At 59.4% G+C, this 20,134-nt stretch carries 12 protein-coding genes and 1 pseudogene; 5 read left to right on the top strand and 8 right to left on the bottom strand.

Features of this window, described 5'->3' with window-relative positions; genetic code table 11:
- Window positions 1–174: 174 nt before the first annotated feature.
- Window positions 175–3,228, bottom strand: coding sequence for an ATP-binding protein (locus H1B27_RS02060; RefSeq protein WP_197964822.1), 3,054 nt, complete (start codon window positions 3,226–3,228; stop codon window positions 175–177).
- Window positions 3,229–3,518: 290 nt separating this feature from the next.
- Between H1B27_RS02060 and H1B27_RS02055 the strand changes: the two genes are divergently transcribed.
- From H1B27_RS02055 to H1B27_RS02045, 3 genes are all read left to right on the top strand, one after another.
- Window positions 3,519–4,019: a hypothetical protein gene (locus H1B27_RS02055; protein WP_028179950.1), complete on the top strand. Its 501-nt coding sequence runs from the start codon at window positions 3,519–3,521 to the stop codon at window positions 4,017–4,019.
- A 33-nt stretch (window positions 4,020–4,052) separates the two neighbouring features.
- Window positions 4,053–5,456, top strand: coding sequence for an MATE family efflux transporter (locus H1B27_RS02050; protein ID WP_197964821.1), 1,404 nt, complete (start codon window positions 4,053–4,055; stop codon window positions 5,454–5,456).
- Between the two features lie 99 nt (window positions 5,457–5,555).
- Window positions 5,556–6,101: a hypothetical protein gene (locus tag H1B27_RS02045; RefSeq protein WP_197964820.1), complete on the top strand. Its 546-nt coding sequence runs from the start codon at window positions 5,556–5,558 to the stop codon at window positions 6,099–6,101.
- A gap of 620 nt (window positions 6,102–6,721) precedes the next feature.
- On the opposite strand, the gene H1B27_RS02040 is transcribed toward H1B27_RS02045, so the two are convergent.
- Window positions 6,722–7,168, bottom strand: coding sequence for a hypothetical protein (locus H1B27_RS02040; RefSeq protein WP_197964819.1), 447 nt, complete (start codon window positions 7,166–7,168; stop codon window positions 6,722–6,724).
- A gap of 99 nt (window positions 7,169–7,267) precedes the next feature.
- On the opposite strand from H1B27_RS02040, the gene H1B27_RS02035 reads away from it, so the two are divergent.
- Together H1B27_RS02035 and H1B27_RS02030 are read left to right on the top strand one after the other, a co-directional pair.
- Entirely contained in the window at window positions 7,268–7,684 is a 417-nt protein-coding gene (locus tag H1B27_RS02035) for a hypothetical protein (RefSeq protein WP_197964818.1), read from the top strand.
- Between the two features lie 195 nt (window positions 7,685–7,879).
- Window positions 7,880–10,210: an HD domain-containing protein gene (locus tag H1B27_RS02030; RefSeq protein ID WP_197964817.1), complete on the top strand. Its 2,331-nt coding sequence runs from the start codon at window positions 7,880–7,882 to the stop codon at window positions 10,208–10,210.
- Window positions 10,211–10,224: 14 nt separating this feature from the next.
- Here the strand turns inward: H1B27_RS02030 and H1B27_RS02025 are convergent.
- The 6 genes and pseudogenes from H1B27_RS02025 to H1B27_RS02000 form a co-directional block, all read right to left on the bottom strand.
- A pseudogene (locus tag H1B27_RS02025) lies at window positions 10,225–10,984 on the bottom strand (IS5 family transposase).
- Window positions 10,985–11,061: 77 nt separating this feature from the next.
- Window positions 11,062–12,333, bottom strand: coding sequence for a hypothetical protein (locus tag H1B27_RS02020; protein WP_197964816.1), 1,272 nt, complete (start codon window positions 12,331–12,333; stop codon window positions 11,062–11,064).
- A 192-nt stretch (window positions 12,334–12,525) separates the two neighbouring features.
- Window positions 12,526–13,503, bottom strand: coding sequence for a hypothetical protein (locus tag H1B27_RS02015; protein WP_197964815.1), 978 nt, complete (start codon window positions 13,501–13,503; stop codon window positions 12,526–12,528).
- Between the two features lie 61 nt (window positions 13,504–13,564).
- The gene (mauJ, locus tag H1B27_RS02010) at window positions 13,565–15,055 is read right to left on the bottom strand and encodes a methylamine utilization protein MauJ (protein WP_197964814.1); all 1,491 of its coding nucleotides are present in this window, start codon (window positions 15,053–15,055) and stop codon (window positions 13,565–13,567) included.
- A gap of 37 nt (window positions 15,056–15,092) precedes the next feature.
- On the bottom strand, window positions 15,093–16,007 hold the full coding sequence (locus H1B27_RS02005; RefSeq protein WP_197964813.1) for a RelA/SpoT domain-containing protein: 915 nt from the start codon (window positions 16,005–16,007) through the stop codon (window positions 15,093–15,095).
- 94 nt (window positions 16,008–16,101) lie between these two features.
- Window positions 16,102–19,791, bottom strand: coding sequence for an SIR2 family NAD-dependent protein deacylase (locus tag H1B27_RS02000; protein ID WP_197964812.1), 3,690 nt, complete (start codon window positions 19,789–19,791; stop codon window positions 16,102–16,104).
- Window positions 19,792–20,134 lie beyond the last annotated feature (343 nt).

Below are 20,134 nucleotides of genomic sequence, written 5' to 3'. Positions count from 1 at the left end.
GCCACGCGGCTCGGAGCCGGTGTCCGGGCACGGCTTCGATCTGCCCCAACCAAAAAGGGCGAAAACAACCCCATGCACAGTAGCGATCCCCTTGTTTTAGCTACGGGATTTATTTGACGCGTCGGGCAGGTTCGTGGGGGCGCGGCGCTGTCGCCAGACCGACCGGGAGCAGGCTCAGCTGAGCCGATTGTCCCGGGCGACCATCCCGGTCAGCATCGCCTCGGCTTTCTGCTTCAGCGGCAGCGCGCCGCTTTCGGAGGCGATGGCGATGGCGGCGCGCAGGGCGACGACGATGGCGGCCTTGTTCGCCGCGTCCGATGGCGGCGTCACGACGGCCTCGCCGAACAGGGCCTCGGCCTCGAGGCCTGAAAACCCCTGCTGGCGGGCGGTGTTGCGGGCCTCGCGCAGCATGTTCTGCGCGGCCCTGACATCGCCGAGGCGATGGGTGGCGAGCGCCAGGTAGATCGAGCTGCGCAGCACCGCCGAGGTGTAGCCGACCGCCTTCGCTTCCTCGCGCGCCTCCGTCAGCATGCCGCGCGCCCGGTCGAACAGGCCCTGCTCGAGATAGGCGATGCCGAGGTGGCAGGCCAGCACTGGCACGAACAGCCGGATGCCGTGCTTCTGCGCGAGCACGAACCCCTCTTCGAGGATGGCGGCGGCGGCCGCGGGATCGTTCTGCCCAAGCTTCAGCCAGCCGCCGCTATAGGCGGCGGCGACGCGGTCGTAGGGACGGCCGGTCTCCTCGGCGATCTCGGCGGCCTGTTGCTGGAGCTGCTCGGCGGCGTCGAGCTCACCCATGACGGTGTGGGTGATGCTGCTCATCATGCGGCATAGCAACAGCGCGTATTTCGGCGTGGAGCCGAAAGGAGCACTGGCTTCCGGCCCCGACAGTTGCGCGCAGGTCCGTGCGAAAAACCGATCGGCGTCCCGATAGCGTCCGGCAAGAAAATACACCTGGCCAAGGCCGTATTGTGCAGCATTGAGCCAACCCGGATTGCCCCACTCCTGCGCAAGGCGCACCACTTCCTCACCGACGGTGACCGCTTCGATCGGTGTCCCGTAGAAGTTCTGTGCAGCCGCCATGACCGTCATGGCAGCGACCTTCCGGCCGATGTCGTTGATCGCATCGGCACGGCGCTCGGCCTCCTTGCCGAGGTTCAGCCATTCGGCAATCTGGCCGGATGCGATGAACGCCGCACGCGCCTCGATGCGAATATCCACGGCATTCGTCTCCCTCGAGGGATTCGCCGGTGTCATATCCAAAGAACGCATCGCGGTCTCGAAATAGTCAGCCGCATCGGTAAATGCCGACCGCGCCAGGCATCGTCTCGCCGACGCCCTGCCATACGTGAACGACTTGCCCCAATCCTTCGCCCGCATGGCGTGATAGCAGAGCTTGTCGGGATCGTCGGCACCGCCTTCGCTGCTCTCCAGGACAGCAAGTACGCGCGCATGAATGTCTTCGCGCACCTTTTCGACCATCGAGTCGTAGGTGACCTGCCGGACCATTTCATGCCGGAACTCCAGCGAATTCTCCAATTCGCTATCGATCCTGACGAGCAACTCGGCGCGATCCAGCGCGGCGAGGCAACCCTGTAGAACCTCGTGAGACAGGATCGCAATCTTCGCCAGCATCGCTTCGTTCGATCTCGGCCCCAAAGTAGCGGCTATCTGCAGAACAGATCGTTCTTGCTTCGACACCCGATCGAGACGCGCTGCAATAACGCCCTGGATACTGGTGGGAATACCGAGTTCGTCGATTGGACGCACGAGCGCAAGATCGCCCCATTGGCCGCGAAGCGTGCCGCTGTCCTTCAATCCGCGGCAAACCTCTTCGATGAACAGAGGAACGTTTGCGGTATGCGATATGATCCGGCTCTTCAGGTCGGAGTTCGTCGCGGAGGAGCCAAGCATGTCTGCCAGCATGGCCAGCCCCGAATCGTCGTCGAGGGGCCGCATCGCGACGATCTCAGCGTGGCAGCGCGCGATCCAGACCGGCATCCCATTGGGGCGCGAGGTGAACAGCACAAGCAGACCGGCCGCCTGTAGCGACGCAATGGCGGCTACGACGATATCGCTGGCCCGGTCTATCCAATGCAGATCCTCAAGCAGAATCACCGTTTGCTGCCGACTGGCCAAGCTTTTGATGATCGCACAGCTCGCATCGGAGATCGCTCGTCCCCGTGCATGAGGCTCCAGCTCGTCCCAGTGTGGACTCGATATTGGCAGATCGAGCACCGCGTCGAGCGCGGTTTGCTGAATCGCCGACAGATCCTTCCGAGGATCCCCCGGGCTGCCGGGGTCCTTAGCTGCTGCATCCATTGCCGACAGGAGGATCCGCTTGAGTGTGTTGAAGGGCGCACTCTGAAGATTCGGGCTGGCCTCGGCGTCGATCAACCGCCAGCCATCGGCCTTCAGTTCCTGGGCAAACTCATGCGCGAGTCGCGACTTGCCGATGCCCGCATCGCCGAGCAGCAGAACCGTCTGCCGGCTTGCCCTGGCGTTTCGGGCTGTACGCTCCAGCAGAGCCCGCTCGGCAGTGCGATCGACGAAGCGAGAGACACTGCGCGCCCGCCGCACCCGCCAACTCGACAGGTCGCTCGCGCCTACGATCCGATAGACCGGCACGGGCTGGCTAAAGCCGCGCAGCGACTTGCTGCCCAGCGATTCGAACCGGACATGTCCCTCAGCAAGCTTTTGGCAGGCTTCCGAGGCGTAGATCTGGTTCGCCTCGGCCGCCGCTTCCAGCCGCGCGGCCAGGTGCTGCGCGGCACCACCGATCTCGTAGACCTTGGAGAACTCGCTGGCGACCATGTAGGCAACGACATGGCCGGAGTGCAGGCCGACCCGCACTTGAAGACCGGGGTCACCCAGGCTTGCGACTCGCCGCACGAGTTCGATCGCCGCGTGACAGGCCATCGGCGCATGATTGTCGTCCGCAATGGGAGCGCCGAACACCGCCGCAAGCCCATCGCCCAGCTCCTTGCTGACGATGCCGCCGAACTGCCTGACCGCCCCTCTCATCGCCGCCAGCGCCGGCTCCAGGCGTGAGACCGCCTCCTCCGGGTCCAGCTCGGCAACGAGCCCGGTGGAATCGATCACATCGGCCCGAAGGATTGTGACAAACCGTCGTTCACTGTCGGGATCGGAGCGGCGCACGCGTGCGCCGCAATTGGGGCAGCGGCTGTCGCCTGGGTCGATCGTCGACTGACACGCCGTGCAAAGCATTCCGTACTCTCAAGACCTTGCAGCGGTATGGTCGGTGGCCACTGCGAACGAGGGCGATAAGATCGCTTATGAAAACCTGCTTAGCAACGGGGATGCAGTTCATCCTGGGCATAGAGCTCCCCAGCCGTTTGCTGATCTGGACGATTCACAGCTCCAAGTGTTAGCTTGCCAAGAGCGGCGCGAAAAAGTGGCTGCGAACGACGAGCCGCCAGGCTCTTGTTTTCGCCGTCAAGCTTCGCAGAGCTGCATATTTCCCGGGGAAGCCAGGCACTGATTGAGGGGCAGAATACATGGGCATGATAGTCTATTCCGGTAAGCCGTTTAAAGACCTGATGAACAGCAATTACTATCCGCTGGCGAACATGAAGAAGAGCGTGGCCAAGCTCAAGGCCTCGGAAGACATCGATCTAGCGACTTTGGAATACGGCCAATACCACCTGATCTTGAACCCGCCGTCGAAATGGCCGCAAGGCAGCGCCAAGTACTGGCACAAGGAAAAGGGCCGGGCTCGCGTCGACCTCAGTACCCAACCTAACACGGTTCCGCTGTCCAGGGATGAGCCCGGCGTCATCCCGCTGACGCGATGCGATCTGCTCGATGCCTGCGTCCGGAAATGCTTCAATTCCGAGCCGCCGATCCCGATGAAGACCAACATCATCACCCACGCGCCAAGCGATGCCTACGCCCACCGGCACGAGATTCGGCTGGAATGGGAATACAAGAAGGGCTCGGACAAGCCGACGCTGCTCTATCTAACGATGGTCTGTCCGCATAGGCCTTCCAAATCCTGATCCGGACCTGACGGGTCGACGGAGGAAGGCCCGATGTCATCGCCACCTCGCCCGGCCGCGAATGCGTTGCTCGACGGACCGATCCTCCGCACGCTGCTCTCGCTTGCCTGGCCGAATGCGCTCGCGTTTTCGGCCGGCACTTTGGTTGCGATTGCAGAAACCTCCTACATCGGCAGGCTGGGACTCGAGGCGCTGGCGGCGATGGCGCTGGTGTTTCCCTGCGTGATGCTGACCATGAGCATGTCCGGCGCGGCCATGGGCGGGGGCGTCGCCTCGGCCATTGCCCGCGCGCTCGGCGCCGGCGACCGCGACCGCGCCGAAAGTCTCGCCACGCACGCGCTGCTGATCGCGATCTTCTTCGGCCTCGCCTTCATGCTGGGCATGATGCTCGGTGGCCGGCAGCTACTAGAGCTGCTCGGCGGCCGAGGTGACGTACTGGCGCAGGCGGTCGCTTATAGCCAAGTGTATTTCGGCGGAGCCGTGCTCACCTGGCTGGTCAATATTCTGGCCGGCGTCCTGCGCGGCACCGGCAACATGAAATTGCCGTCGATGATGATCGTCAATTCAGCGATCTGCCAGATCATCCTGGGCGGAACGCTGGGTCTTGGTCTCGGACCTGTGCCGCAATTCGGCATGCCGGGAGTCGCGACGGGGTCATTGATCGCCTATTCAATCAATATCGCGATCATGAGCTGGTACCTGTTCTCCGGGCGGGGCCGCATCGTCCCCCGATTGCGCGGGTTTCGCATGCGGTGGGCGTTGTTCGCCGACATCCTCAAGGTCGGCGTAGTCGCCTGCTTCTCCCCGCTGCAAAATACGCTGACCAACCTTGTCTTTACTCATATGCTGGCCGTGTTCGGCACCGCGGTCCTCGCGGCTTATGGCATCGGAGCCCGGCTCGAATATGTGCTGGCGACCATTGCTTTCTCGATCGGCATCGGCTCGGTACCCATGATCGGTGTTGCGATCGGTGCGGGACGCATCGCGCGAGCCCGTCGCATCGCCTGGACGACCGGCGTTGTCGCGCTCATTGTGATCGGAGGACTCGCATGCGCGGCCGCTCTCTTCCCCGACCCGTGGGTTCGCCTCTTCACCGACAATGCTGAAGCGCATGCCGCCAGCCGGCAGTTTCTGCGGACCGTCGCCCCGTTCTACGCCTTCATCGGGCTTGCCTCGGCGATGTATTTTTCGTCGCAGGGCGCGGGCAACGTGCTCGGTCCGGTGCTGGCACAGACTGCCCGGCTTCTCCTCATCGTGCTCGGCGGCTCGTATCTGATGTCGCAGGCGGCAACTGCCGAGGGCTTCTTCGCGCTTACGGCCGCTTCGATGGCATCGCTCGGCCTTCTCTCCTGCGCAGCAGTTGCGTTTACGCGCTGGGAGCCTCGCAAGGAGGACACGAAGGGCAAGCTGAATTTGGCGAGCGCCGCCGACAAATAGGCACGCACGGCGAAACTCCCTCAGGTTGCTTTCGTTGACTTTGTTTCTTTTCGAATGATACGCTCTCAGAAGCCGGGTCAAGGAATTGGGGAGCCATCAATGGGTTCGATCTACGACGACCAGCAATACAAAGACCTGATGAACGCCAACTACTACCCGCTCGAAAACATGAAGAAGAGCGTGGCCCGGCTCAAGGCCTCCAAGCAGATCGACATCGAGACGATGGAATACGGCCAGTATCAGCCGATCCTTTCGCCGCTCGACACGTGGCCGAACGGCAGCGGCAAGGTCTGGTTCAAGGCGCTCGGCCACGCCCGCCTTCAGCTCACCGCCCAGCCCAACACCACGCCGCTGTCGAACGACGAGCGCGTCGTGGTGCCGCCGACGAAATGCGCGCTGCTGGATGCATCCATCCGCAAGTGCTTCAACTCGGAGCCGCCGATCCCGATGAAGGCCGACATCCGGCAGCACCAAAAGGACGACGCCAATTCCGACCAGCACGAGATTCGTCTGGTCTGGGAATATGGCAATGGTGAAGACAAGGCGCCGACGCTGCTCAACCTCACCATGGTCTGCCCTTACACGACCAAGTCGCGGAAGGCGGATGCCTCGGCCGAAGCTCGGCAGGAGCACTCCGAGAAGTAGGCCGCATCCGGCGACCTGATGTCCTGCTCTGCGCGAGTTGGCACTTTGCCGGCCCGCGTGTGGTCCCCTCGGAGACAGCACCGGCGACCCGCCTCCCAAAACAAAAATGGCCCGCATCAAGCGGGCCATTTTCGTGTCGGATCCGGCAAAATCCGAATTTGGTTGCGGGGAGGCGCAACACCCGATCTCTGCGAAACGGTTCCCAAAACGCGAAAGGCGACCCTTCCGGGTCGCCTGCGCCGATATCGCAAGAATCGGTGGTTGCGGGGGCTCACAACACCCGATTCTTGCGATTGATAGAGCGGGAAATTCCCAGGCTGGCTGCATAGCGAGTTCGCCGGCCAGTCATAGGTGGCGCTCCCAAGGGGACCGGGTGTTTCGAGGTAAATTAAAATCCTTAGGTCAGCGTTTGGGGAAATTCATCGGCCTTGTGATTCATGACATTTCAGCGCCGCGCCCCAAACCCGAGGATACTCACCCTGTTTGTCTAACAGGCAGAACACAGCCCGACGAGGAAAGCGTGCCAAGCGCGATCTGGTCACCGTGTCTCATAGCAATACGAGTATTTATCGTCATTCGGCTCGTTGACAGTTTAGCAGTATTGGAACATATAGTGAACATCAACGTTTGAACGGAATGATCTTTGGCCCGAGCGGGAGGACGAGCTGTTGGAGGTTCCCCTCGCCGGGATCGATGGCGAGCGCTGCGCGCAATTCCGCGATGACGGGAGCGATACGGACCATGGCAAGCGACGTACTGTCGGGCATATCCGTGATATTCGTCAGCCTCATTTCGGTCTGGGTAATGCAGAGGACGTAGTCGTCAGTCATCCGGAGCGGATCAATACCGTCGAAGAGCTCACGGGCGAAGGTGGTGAACCGAGAAATCGGGACCGAAAGGTCATGGACCGCGCGCGCGATGACCGCCATCGCCGCAAGTTCGCGGAAAGTATAACCTTCGGAACGCCCGTCTCTCGCCCGGATTGGCGGAAGCGTGCGCTTCCAATGCCGCAGCGTTTCTGTTGAGATGTTCACGCCCGAAAGCACTTGAGACGTAAAAAAACGCATGGAGAGCTCTCAGAAGTGTGGTCGCCCACATTTACAAATGGGGTTAACCCCATTTAAGTATCGAATCGATAACGTATTGACGTTCACCGGGAAGATACCATGGCCAGCCGTTTCGACTTAGCGGCCCTTATTGCAGCGCTTTGGCGATTAGGTTCCGACGGTAAGCGGATGCCGACGTCGCACGGGATCCTGGATCGCGCGCTCAACGCGTGCCTGAACGATCTCCCGAGTGGCCTTTCTTCGAATTTGAGCTTCGGCAACACGGCCGTAGGCCTCCGGTGCTATGAACTCCCGGACATCCTGCTTGCCGCCCAGGAAGCGCTAATCACCAGCGAGCCGAATCCGACCTATTTGTCGACCGACGTGACGCTTGGAGTAAGCGAGGCGCGCCAGATTGCTCTGTCGTGCGGCCTCTCCACGGCTCAAGCCAAAGCCATCGGCTCCCGCCTGGTCGACGCCGCGACCGAGATCGAGACTCAGTTCGCAATCGACCCGGATCGGCCGGCCGCCGCCTAGGTAGGGCCCATGCAGCGCCAGGTCCGAACCGAACTTCGGGGACTGGCGCCAGAGCTCGCGGCCGAGGTCGACGAACTCGCGGCCGCTTGGCTAAAGAGCCTGCTCGAACGGCTCAGCGGCGCCAATCACTGGGAATTCCGACCTAAACAAATCAACGATCCCATCTGGGGCACGATCGAACTCGCTCCATGGGAAGTGGCGCTGCTCGACACGGCGCTGCTCCAGCGCATGCGGGGCGTGCGGCAACTCGGTCTAGCGCAACTTGTGTTTCCGGGGGCCGGTCACGATCGACTGGAGCATATCCTCGGAGTCGTCGGCGCGGTCGAGCAGTGCGTTCAGTCGCTCTCGCGTCAGATCGACCGGTGGAATCGAGATCACGCGACGACTCCCCTACCTGCGATCGAAGAAGCCGATCGCTATGCCCTGCGTCTCGCCGCTCTTCTGCACGATACGGGTCACGGTCCGTTCAGCCACGCCATAGAGCCGGTGATGGAAATGACGACTCTTCTCGGGCGCGACTCGGTCGAGGCGGGCTGGCGGATCGAGATAGGCAAGCTGCAGAAAGCGTTGAAGGGAATCTATACGCTCAACGCGCCGCCGTCCGCATCCGAGGTCGTCGCGGTGATGATCGTCCTTTCCGAGGCGATGACACGGGTGTTGGCCCACGACAAGCTGATGATGTCCAAGGGGCGTTCGGGCGACGAGCTTCAGGAATTCATCGTGTCGGCGATCATCGGAGCGGTCGAAGGGCCGGGAGCCACGTATCTGTCGAGTCTCATCAGCAGCCAGATCGATGCGGACAAGCTAGACTACCTTCCGCGTGACGCCCATCACGCGGGTCTCGATATCGGATTCGATACCGACCGTCTTCTCTCGCGTCTGGAAGTGCTTCGGGTCACGCCGGCCAACGTCGATCGATCGTCTCTGAAGGAGCTGCACGAACGCGCGAGCGCGTCGAAAGATCAGATGTTCCTTCAGCTTGGCATCGCCGCTTCGGGTTTCGGATCGTTCGAGCAGATGCTCATCGGCCGAACGTTCCTGTACGATCGTCTGTACCACCATCACAAGGTCAGGTCGGCCGAAGCCATGGCGCAGCGGCTGCTCCTGGTCGCCGAACGCGACCGCGGGCGACGCTTCGCCCTGAAGGAGATATTTCTCGGCGTCGGCGACGATACGATGCTGCGCATATTGGCCGGAGAGATTACGCACAGCGGCTTCGCGATCGCCCCTGGAAAGGCGACCGAGTTGGCCAAGGGCGTGCTCGAGCGCAGTCTCTTCCACCGCGCATTCGCCTTCAGGGCCAGGTTCATCGCGGATACGCCGGGCCTTTCGAAGGACACGCTCGAGCAAAACAGGCGCACGCTCTGGCGGAAGATCGAGAGCGAACTGGAAACGCTCCCTCAGCGCTACGATCTCGGTCGACTGATCTTCGACGTCGCCACGGAATGCGCGAAGACAATCCTCGGGCAGAACGTCGAAGCCGACAGGATGCGCTGGGTGATCGACGAACTCGCACGCATGGGGCCGGAGCAGATCATCGTCGACCTGCCGAAGAACAACACGCAGCGAATCAGCACGTTGGCGCGCTACCCTAACGGCGCCATCAAGATCCCCGAGTTCTCGTTCAATCCGCAGAAATGGTCCGATGCGTACGAACTGCAGAAGCGCACCGGCTACGTGTTTTGTCCGCGCAGCGTCGTCGAGATCGCCGGTCTCGCCTCGAAGATCGTCTTCCTAAAGCGCTTCGGGGTGATCATGGGCAACGACGCCGACGGCTATATCAAGGCCCCGTCTGAGATCCCGCCGGGTTGGATCGAGGCGCTGCGCAAGGGCGGCCTTCTCGACGAGGCCGCCGCCGAGCGCCTCGTGACGCGACGTCAAAGCCTGCTCGCCGTCGCGGCGGAAGACCTCGCGGTCCCCGAAGACTGGATCAAGGAGGACGCCGACATCCCATACAGTCTGGCGGCGGGCATCGGCAAGCATCTGCGCGGCGGTCTGACCGCGGAAGACAAGGCGAAGCTCACGAAAGTCCTGCAGGCGATGTACGCGTTCGTGGACGTTTGGTTCGCCGGCCACGTTACGACAGAGCTCGAAGACGAGGCCGCGTTGCAGATATTGTTGCGAGACAGTCTGCGCGCTCGAGGACTAGAGGTGGACGAGGGCTCCAGAGTGGGCGGCGGCAACCTCGATCTGTGGGCCGAAGATGCCGTCCTGATCGAGAACAAATTCCACGGACCGACAAAGGATCCCACACGCGTCGCGGCGCCCGCCGGCATGCAGGGCCGGCGCTACGCGATTTCGCTCGGGTCTCAGGTCGTCATCGTGGTCGTGGGTCACAAGCTTTCGGGCGGCGACCTTCCCAACAAATCGGCGACGCTCAGCATCCACGGCATCAGCTCGATCGACCCCAACAGGGTCGAATTCCGCTTCAGCCTGCCCTACGGCGCACCGTTGCCGTCCCGGGAGAGCGAAGATCCGAAGGCGCGGCGGTTGGAAAAACCAAGCCGGCGATCCAAGAAGGGCTAGGCTGTAGTGACAATTTAACTTATCCAAATAGCGATAGCTGCGAGCTTGACGAAGCCCATGAAGTTGGCAAGCAGCTTGCGTATCGTGTGGCGACGCGCCTGAACTGCTTTAGTCTGTTGAAGAAGCGCTCGATGCGGTTTCGTTCTTTATAGAGATCGATGTCGTAGAGCCGCGGATGCTTCCGGTTTCGCTTTGGCGGAATGACGACTTCGGAACCGCCATCGACGATCCTGCTGGCGAGATGGTCGGCGTCGTATCCCTTGTCGGCGATTGTCGCTTCGGCTTCGATGCCGTCAATCAGGTCGTGGGCAAAGGCGATGTCTTTGCGCTGTCCGGGCGAAGCGATCAGGCGGATCGGAAGGCCGAGCGCCTCGGTGGCGGCGTGGATTTTGGTGCTCAAGCCCCCGCGAGAGCGGCCCAGGCCTTGGGCATCCGCCCCCCTTTGACCCTGCGCGCACCGGCAGCATGCTGATGCGCCCGCACAATCGTGCTGTCGATCATCAGCCATTCCAGATCGGCCTCGCGGGCGAGCGTTTCCAACATGTCGTCCAGCACGCCCATCTCGATCCAGCGATAATAGCGTCGCTTCACCGAGCGGTAGTCGCCAAGCCGTTCCGGTAGATCGCGCCAGCGGCCGCCGGATCGCGCCATCCACAGCAACGCGTCGAGGAACTTCCGGTTATCCGTGCGCGGGCCGCGCTTGCCTTTCCGGCCGCCCGGCACGAAGCTCTTGATCCGTTCCCACTGGTCGTCACGAAGCGCATCGCAGTCCATCGCCGATCTCCAAAATCAGCGTTGAATCTGATTTGCTCTCCGAGGGGAATCCCAAATCCTTAAATCGTCACCACGGCCTAGCCATCGACGACCGGCGGGTTGAGTTTCAGCGCGCGCGCCGCGGGGTCGTCGCTGAAGTGCAAGACAAGATGATCGTCATCCTCGTCGACGTTGCGTGGCGCCATTTCAATCCTAGACAGTGTAAAGCCTTGGTTCAGCCAGTTCTCAAACAAGTTCGGATCGCCCTTTCGTTGGCCCATGAAATGGCGAAATTGGTCAACAGAGATGCGGCCCGCCAGGAAATCGAGAAAGGCGCGGGCTGGTACTTTTGCCTCAAAATCCTTCATCGTCCCCTCAATCGACATGCCTAAATACCAACCGCTGCGTTTTGGTGAGAAAGCGCCCTGTCGAAACAGGGACCGTGCCTGATAACCTTCGAACCGTGGACGCGGAAGTGCTCCAACGATCCGATCGAGGCCCTCCGGCGGGCTGTCGAATCCGGCCCGCCCGAAAAATGTTGCAGACCACTTTATTTCTCGATTGAGTGTCCAAGACTGCTGCGGGCGCTGCGGTGCGAACACCACAATCGCGTCGACCCGATCCTTGTGCGCCTGCATAAACTGGGAAAGAATCTCACTTCCCGAAACACGTCGACGGGTGTGATCGATCTCGCCGAAGCGGCCCAGGCGGTTCAATAGCGCGGAGCCAACGTCGGTCAGAAAGATAAATCTGAGCGTATCGCGATGGCCCCCCTTCAATTGCGCAGCCTTTCGCTTCAGCAGCTTGTAGAGAGGGTTATCGTCTATCGAGTGCGTTTCCGGAGGCATGCTCGACCAAACGTTATGATAGCGAATCTGCTTATGCGCAGAGCGTTCGATCTCAACGGCGAGCCCGGGTTCGACAATATGCAGCTTGGTACCACTGGCGGCGCCGCTTAAGATCCAATCCTCGATCAATTTCGCTGCATTCTCAGAAAGCTCATAATCGAGAGGCGCCAGCCGCCGACGAAAGTACCGCCCATTTTCGTAGCCGTGTTCCTCTCTGAACCGATAATAGAGAAATGTGCTGATGCCCTTGCAAAAGCGATCCGCAAACTGACCGATGGCAATCGCAACATTGTCCATCGCCTCTTCGCCTGAAATGGCGTTATCGCTCGTCGCGGCAATTTCGATGGCGCAGGGTTTTCCGGGCACGAGTTGTTCAGTGTAGGCGTCGGGACGGTTGCCACCTCCCCACCATTCGGGCTCGATTTCGAGTTCTCCAATTTGGCCGATTGCCCAAAGAAGACCCAACTCCATTTCTGCGGGCAGTGCCTGTTCGACGCGCTTGTCTTCGAGACGATTGAGCAAGTCGCGGGCCTTAGCGTCACCCAGTACGGGGTATAGCTCATCCAACATCAATTGGAGGCGTCGTCGGGTAAATAGCGGCATCGCAATAGACTAACTACTTTCATCTTACCGAATATTACTGCTTCCTTGCCGGACCTCCGTCACCCGTTCCTCCAACGCGGCAGAAGATCAGTCGTTGCTCGAGGGGAGAGTTCAAACGGCTGGCCGGTCGTGCAGCTCGGCGATGTCGTGCAAGGGACCAAGCTCCAGGTCGATGTGTCCTGCCGCGCTCCGGCCAAAGCCCGCAAAGAGAAACCGGTACTCCCTCTGATAGGCAAAACGAAACTCCTTCGACATGGCGTTGTCGATGCGCTCACGTGGTCGGCGCTCATGCGTGTCAAAATAGTCGATAGGACAGTGATGGAAGTACCAACCGGGGAGCTGACTGGCAGCGGCTTGCTCCATGCGGCGGGCGAATTCGTCCGGATCTTTGATAACGACGCAGCAATCGGTACCGGAGAACTCATCGAAGAGATACGGATCCCAATCCATCGCGACGCAATAAAGGAAATAGTCGGTCCCCGATGTGCTGTATTTGAGGTCGCTGACTGGACGCACCACCTGCCCATCGGGCATCGTCAGGGTTACGTACTGCCCAGGCGAATAGGAATGCTTGACGCGTTCGTCATCGTGCCGCGCGGGATCTTTCTCCATCAGGGCATATTGCTCCGCAGACCTCATGCGCAGGCGCCCGAAATCCATAAGACCCTGTAGCCATTTCCGCTCACCGTAGCGAAACAAGACATCCCCGGCGTTTGGGCTCCGTGGCCGGGCCGGCGCCGCGGTCAAGTCGCGCTTCGCGATCAGGGGGAGCGGCCGGTGGAGCTGCAGCTTGCGAAGCGCAAACTCATACCGTGTTTGATGTTCTTTACGGTACCAGTACCACGAACTCAAAAAGCTATGGATTGGAATGACGTTCCTGTCCTCGCTGATGATCGCATGCATGTTGCGGACGATATTGTCGTATCGCGCGCGAAGGGCCTCATCATCGACCCGCCCCAGGTAGCGATGAATTTCGTACTGGAATTCCCAGCAGTCGGATTCATAGTCAGTCGCCGTTTGCTTCCATGATCTGATCGCGTCAGGATGGGGTAGGATGGATGGAAGCGGCAACGTCGGAATATCGGGCATGTGCTGCACAACCGGTCGATGAGGTGGTCCCCTGCCACCGAGACGATATCATGAGTCGGTGCTATTCTTGGCGAGCATCTCCAATATTTGCTTTCGGCGTCTCCGGCAGAGAATCGTCGCGATCGTCTGCAAGCTCGTCCGAGTAGGAGAGTTTGGACAACTTGTATTCCGTTTGAATGAAGTGTCGGGCGAGGGCGAAGGTTACCTCGGCGGCCGAATAGAGACGCCGCAGTTCGGGCGACGCGTCGGCATCGGACGGAAAGGACTCCGAGGCGTGTGCCGCCGCCACCCGGCAATTGTCGAAGACATATTTCTCAACGTCCTTACCATTGCGGTCGGCATCAAAGCGCGAAAGTATCTCCGGCCGGAGTGACGCAGAAACCTCCGCGAAGACGTTCTTGATCCAGAGCTTGGTCGCATTCTGCTCTCCTGGCTTTGTCCTTGATCGTCTTTCGAAAACCTTGAAGAAGCTCAACACCTCGAAGGTGACCAAGCCCGCCTGACGGGCATTTAGTCCCTCTCTGTAGTACGCCAGCCGCTGAAGCAATTCCGGATCGTCGGGGATGGATCGGGAGAACACCCAATGTGGCGTGGTGGAGAACGCACCGTGAGATCGCTGCACGGGAACCGGTATCGGATTGCCGGACCAGCCGTCGTCCAGCACCGCGTAGCTATCGTCGCACCAACTTAGCAAGCTCAGGAAACGATTGAGAAGTGTTCGGGCGTCCTCGGCGGAAATACGCTCGTTGACTAGGTCGATGCTGATCGAATGCGAAAACTCCTTCGTTTTCGGGAAAAGTACGAAATGACGGCCGGCAAATTTCACACGGGTCGGCTCCTTCGGCCAAACCGCCTGCGTATCGACACCCAGATTCAGAAAACGCGAATTTCGGCGTGCGCCGAGGCTCCTGTGGAAGGCGTCTCGCTCCTCTTCCGTCTGATATTCTCGCCAGTCCGCTTTTAGCGGCAGATCGAGTTGCCGCGAAAGTGAGACGGCCCGGCGAAGTTGGGTGAAGAAGTCGCGCCCCAGAACGAGTTGCCGAGCGGACGGAGCATCCATCCGATCGTGATCATAGATGGCTTCCGCGCCTTTGCTGAGCAGAGAGGTCGCCATCTTGGAGACGTATGAGACCGTCCTTCGCTGCTCACCCTTTTGGAAGAGCGCTCTCGCATGATAGTCATCATCGTTCCGGGTCCGAGCAATCGAGAACGAAAAGCTGAGGATCGACCTGCACGCCTCATCTTCTGCGATCACGGACGCTATGGAGTCCAACAAGGTCGCGGTGCCTCTGAACGAGGCGGCCGGTCCGCCGACCGCGCACAGGCTTCCAAGGACAAGCGATACGTGCCCAGCCCATCCGGGCAATATTGGTACGAAGCCCAGCACCGCGCTGGCGATCTGTTCGTCCGAAAGGCGAACACCTGCAGATTCTCGTCCGCGTGGCAGCAGACCATAGCCCCGCAATGACTCGAACCGCTTGAGGGTGTCGTCGAATACTCCCGGCTCCGTCAGCGCGCGGTGCAAAATCTCGGACAGAGGACGCGCATACATCGGGGGTCAGCCTTGCGTGTTCAACGGCTCGGGATCTTCAAATTCCACGAGTCCCTCCGCAATCATGAGCTTCACAGCATGATTGAGGACCGCCCGCTCGCTGTCGGTGAAGGCATGTTCGGGGTGCCGCTCGTCGAGATCGAGGCTCAATTCCTCGATCAAGCGGATGGTCATGTAGATATGGAGCGCAAAGGATCGGCAGTACGTAATCGCGAAATCGTTCCAGCAGATCATATCGAGCGTTGTTGTCGCTGCATTCTGGGAGTGCCTTGAGAGCGCCGCGATCAAGTAGTTCCTTGCCGTTCCGAAGGAGGTCGTAATCGTCGAGAACCATTTGGAATTCGTAACCAGCCGGCAACAAGTGAGTCTTCATTATCTTTTGAAGCCGTTGATCGATGGCGCCAAAGAGCTTCGCGCCGAACCCTGCTAGAGCAGGCTTCTTGTAAATGATGTCGTGCGCCATTTCAGACCAGGCGTGATTCAGGGTTGTTTGCACCTGAACCTCGCACCAGAGCCCCTCAAAACGCGCATACTCCGGCAGAGCTGCGCGAACAGCCTTAAGCTTTAGGACGTAGTTGTTCGAAACGAACAGATTGTCGCGTTCGGTTTGTCCCGGAACCGGATGATGAATCTTCGTTCGATCCCAGTCGACGTCGAAATTGTCCTGAATGATGCTGCTCTGCTGGAAGCGCGATACATCGGAGTTCGTGTAGAAGATGAGGCGGCAGCCAGCCAAGTCCTTAATGTCGGTTTCGAGACTCGTGGTGGTGAGGAGGCCTCGGTCTTCCAGTTTCCGCTTGAGCGAAGCCGGATCTTTCGACCGATGCTGGACTTGCTGGAATCGAAGCGATGTGGGGTAGGCTGAAATCGCTGCTCTTAGAATGACCGAGACGATCTCCGCGAGGGCCGCGTAGTCGGTGAACTTCGATCGTGAGTAGGTCTCAAGGTCCATATTGCGATGCCCATGTGCAAACCCCGTCTATGCGCCGGTTCGCGCCTTACGATCGTCTTACTCTTGCGCGCCGGTCGGCAAGAGCAGCAAAAGCTCACACCGTTTCCGAATCGTCCTGCAGAGGCTCCGTCAGGCTAAAACGGACTTCAGGCAATGCATCGCTCTTCGCCTCATCTACCCACGCCTGGAGCGAGCCATCGTCCGCGGTATGCCCTTTTAGCGCGACGGCTAGCTTGACACACTCTGCGCGCACGAGTGATCCGGAGACAGCTTCCATAGTATTTGGTTTGATATCCTCGTAGCGCACTCCGCGAATCTCGGAGACAACCACTGCCAGGCGCTTGATCTCCTCTTCTCCAAAGAAATCGAGCTGCAACAGCTTCACTGCAGCCTCAATCATACTTGCAAGGCCCATCGTATGACGTATTTCGATTGTGGTTATGAGACGCTCGATGAGAGCATGCGGTAGCTCCGAGAGCGTTCCACTACGAACCAGTCGAGCCCAGCCGACGATGGCATGTGCGGCACTACCAACCTGGTGGAAATCGGAACCCAGCAATCCCGCGCGGACGATCGAAATGATATCTGCTGTCACTTCTGGCGCGGACGCAAGAAAGCTCGGCAAAGCTTGCATGCTACTCCAAGAGCGCGCACGCGTAATGAACGCAATAAGGGCTCGTGCCCGTTCGACCGTGCGTTGGTCGGTGTGCATGGCAGGTACGACAGCGACCGCCAGCACATAGCCAGCAGCGAGTCGAATAGAATCGTTGAAGCCCTTGGTGAATGAGAGGGAGAAAGGGTCCTGGCGGTCCTTTCTCTCTTGGAGCTCCCAAGCGGTGATCTCGTCAAACATCTCCGCCGCTCGGTCGGCTGGCACGATCAGTCCGAACCGCGCCGCGCTAGTAATTGAGACCAGATGGTTGTTTTTCTGGCTTATTTCTATCGAGCCTGTTGGCGTCGATAACCCCATAACCTCGCGCAAATCTGCGCCCAGCAGCCGCGCTGACAGCCTCGCCTGCTTATCAATGCCCTCCATCGCTGGTAGTCGCATAAGAACGCCAGCGTTGAGGCCCGTATTTGTCGGAAGCCCGCCGTCTTCTGCATCAAGGTCCGACCAGAGTACCTTTCCGAGCGCTTCTGTCTCATTAGGCTTGAGTGCGCCATTGATAGCGAGATAGGCGAGTTGCGGTATAGCAAGCTGCCTATCAGGGCTGCCCTTTTGCGCAGCAGCCATCAATTGGCTCACGCGATGGTCCCAGCCGGTGTCGGTGGAGTTGCGTGTTGGCGACACATTCCAAATCTCGAAGACAATCTGCGGCCAACGAGGGTGGGGGCCGCTCACTCCTTTCTCCGAAGGCAGCGGAAATTCAAGGACCGTCAGTCCGAGCGAGCCCCGCTGCGCGATCGGGACGGCTTTTACCGCATATTTTGCCAGTTCCCCGATCGCCTCAATCAACCAATGGTGTTTGATAAGGGGATCTTTCCCGAGCTCGATTGTTTTGCTCAATGTTTGAGCCGCCCGCTCGGGGCTCATTCGGACCGTCAAACGCGATAGGGCCATCAGCGTCAAACGCAAGGCATCGTGAGCACAGCTCCAATCACTCCGTAGTTCGGGGCCACGCGCGTCGGTAAATCGCTGAGTCCAGAAGGTGATGGCAGCTTCGACTGTCGCGATAAGCGCTAAGGCGGTGGTGGCAGGTATTTGTGCTATGGCAACTCGACCGAAGCGCCGCTCAAACTGTTTGTCGGAGTGAGAATGTAAAGCTCGGAGGAGCCAAACGTACCACTCCACGGTCGGCTGATAGGCTACCTCGGCGGCGGCGACTGAGGCATCCGCGCAAACGTTGACATGATTGATACGGATAGGAATGCCGACAGTTTCGATGAGCTGATCAAACTCGTAAGCCAAGATAAGACCGGGGTCACCAGAGCCAAGGTGAGTTATGCTGTTGCCCTCCCGATAATGCCCCTCGTCGAACGAGGGGCGGACGGCTACCGCTTCCTCGTTGCGTTCCTTTTCGATCCTGCTGCCACTGTTTTCGATATATTCGATCTCTCCTGGAGGGTCGATATCGAATGCTTTGAAGTCACGGGCAGGTGGCGGGGCGGCCCGACCTATGGAGTTTCCTATGTCGCACGCCCGGCTGATCCAGCTAGCCCAAGCCAATTGCGATTTGACTGATAACGAATTGCGATCGAGACGATGGCGCTGTTCGAGGTCGGCAGCAGCCTCTTTGATCAAGCGCGTCGCTTTCGTATATTCTCCGATCTCGCTATGCAAAGCGGCGCGGCGCAATTTCCATATTGCTTCTTCCGAGTTGATCTTAGCCAACTCCGCCTCAACCGACACCAGATCCATCTTGTCCCGGGCGTGAAGGCAGCGCTGGTAATCAGCTGCAAGACGAATGGCGGAGTCCGGCGCAGCTCCAGTTTCGATGACGGCTGCCCATCGCGTCACGCCATCATCGTCATGCGAAACACGCGCATCCCGCATAAGCGCCAATGCAAATTCCAAGCGCAGATCGGGGTCAATCTCGGCTGGGGCGCTGTCGACAAGTTCGGTCAGTGCATCAGCGAGCTTCATATCCAAGGGAACAAACGCAACGGTCCGTCGCCATAGAATCTCGAATAAGGCCTCGGCGCGAAACTTAGGTTCCAACAGATCGAGTACGGACTTTCGCACCAACCAGTGTGCATCACCGGTGTAAGCTATCGATTGCCGAATGCGGGCGGGGCAGACCAGCCATCCCGGATAATTTTCGCGATCCGCCTTAAAGAGCGGGATCGTTTTCTTCAACAGGTCTGCCGCAAACCCGCTATCTTTGTGAACCCGTTGGTGCGCGTCGATGCCTGCTTTAGGCAGAGGAAACTGATCGTAGGAGGTTAGCTTCCATTCATGCCGCGAGGACGGTTTCGCCTTGCGAAGTTCATCGATGAAAATCCGGGTTGCTGCGGCATGTTTAAGGCTCGGCGTTAAATTCTCAACGAGCGGGGCAAAATCAATCGGCGCAATGTTATGAGCTTCCAAATACGTCCTCGTCGCTCGTTCCAAGCGCAGATTGCCGACGAGATAAATTCGACGCGCACTGCCGCCGAGATGATCGCGAACCCACCCGGCCCATTGGAGGAAGTTAGGATCGTCGCCGGAGAAGCCGACCATGCATAGTTCGTTCTCGATAAAGACCTGACGAGCGAGATTAACAAAGGCCGCATGCTTCACAGGATACATCCGATAATCCTCTTGCGCGAAGATTAGCGGACCGGGATCACCGATCGTTCCATGCAATTTCACGATGCGCGGCGATCGGGCATGCGTCAGATCGGCTTCCGTTCGTACGACTTCGTACGAATGATCGCCCGTGTTTTCGGTGCGTTCGAGCAGCGTATCCCAATTGGTCGTAAGTACGTCGCTCCAGGGCAATCCCAATAGAGCTGAGTGCAACGGCCCGGGAGACCAGGACTTGTCCGGAAAGCGCGTGCGCAGAAAGTCGTCGAGACCGGCCTGACCAAAATAAGTTCTAAATTCTTGGGCAATGCGTAGAGGGTCTTTTGGTGCCCTCTGCTTGTCGTGCGGATAGAGCCGTTCGACCATCTCCTCCATCAACTCCCACCAGAGGGGAGGTTCTAACGTATCGTTTCCGGGTCGCTCAGCGTTCTTGCTGAGCCCCGCGCCGATTAGAATCGACGCGCCCCGAACCGAGCCGTTACGCCATAGCGCGCGTCCCAATTGCTGCAATGCGGGATAATCAGGAAGCTCGATAATGTTATAATTCAACTCAACCATGACGACCGAAAATGTAAATATGAACGCTTAGCTTTCATCCTCCGCTCACAGGGTGTTTGCAAGCATTTCTCCCGTGCGAAATGGTCAGCCTGATCGGGTCCTAGAGTGCCTTCGCACGTTCGTAGCTCGCCGAATTTTCGGGAGGGTATTCTCGTTGTCTGGTATGCCGCGCGATTTCGGCGGACATTGTGGCGCTTGCCCTCCCACATGCATGAGTCGCTATTCCACCCAGGACCTGAAGACGCGGCTATGGATGGATTGCGGAAAGCTTAATTGAATCAAGGCTGTGGTCAATATAGTGCATACGTTAAAATTCGCAGTTTTAGAGAATTGCAGCATATGA

This window comes from Bradyrhizobium diversitatis (assembly GCF_016031635.1).
In the GTDB taxonomy this organism is placed as follows: Bacteria; Pseudomonadota; Alphaproteobacteria; order Rhizobiales; family Xanthobacteraceae; genus Bradyrhizobium; species Bradyrhizobium diversitatis.
Note: the sequence above shows the minus strand (reverse complement) of the source record. Positions and strands in the feature narration are given on the sequence as shown.

Bases quoted from the DNA above. Each gene is read 5' to 3' on its own strand.
- H1B27_RS02060 (WP_197964822.1), bottom strand. From the start codon at position 3,228: ATGCTTTGCACGGCGTGTCAGTCGACGATCGACCCAGGCGACAGCCGC.
- mauJ (WP_197964814.1), bottom strand. From the start codon at position 15,055: ATGTATGCGCGTCCTCTGTCCGAGATTTTGCACCGCGCGCTGACGGAG.
- H1B27_RS02050 (WP_197964821.1), top strand. From the start codon at position 4,053: ATGTCATCGCCACCTCGCCCGGCCGCGAATGCGTTGCTCGACGGACCG.
- H1B27_RS02040 (WP_197964819.1), bottom strand. From the start codon at position 7,168: ATGCGTTTTTTTACGTCTCAAGTGCTTTCGGGCGTGAACATCTCAACA.
- H1B27_RS02035 (WP_197964818.1), top strand. From the start codon at position 7,268: ATGGCCAGCCGTTTCGACTTAGCGGCCCTTATTGCAGCGCTTTGGCGA.
- H1B27_RS02055 (WP_028179950.1), top strand. From the start codon at position 3,519: ATGGGCATGATAGTCTATTCCGGTAAGCCGTTTAAAGACCTGATGAAC.
- H1B27_RS02015 (WP_197964815.1), bottom strand. From the start codon at position 13,503: ATGCCCGATATTCCGACGTTGCCGCTTCCATCCATCCTACCCCATCCT.
- H1B27_RS02005 (WP_197964813.1), bottom strand. From the start codon at position 16,007: ATGGACCTTGAGACCTACTCACGATCGAAGTTCACCGACTACGCGGCC.
- H1B27_RS02000 (WP_197964812.1), bottom strand. From the start codon at position 19,791: ATGGTTGAGTTGAATTATAACATTATCGAGCTTCCTGATTATCCCGCA.
- H1B27_RS02045 (WP_197964820.1), top strand. From the start codon at position 5,556: ATGGGTTCGATCTACGACGACCAGCAATACAAAGACCTGATGAACGCC.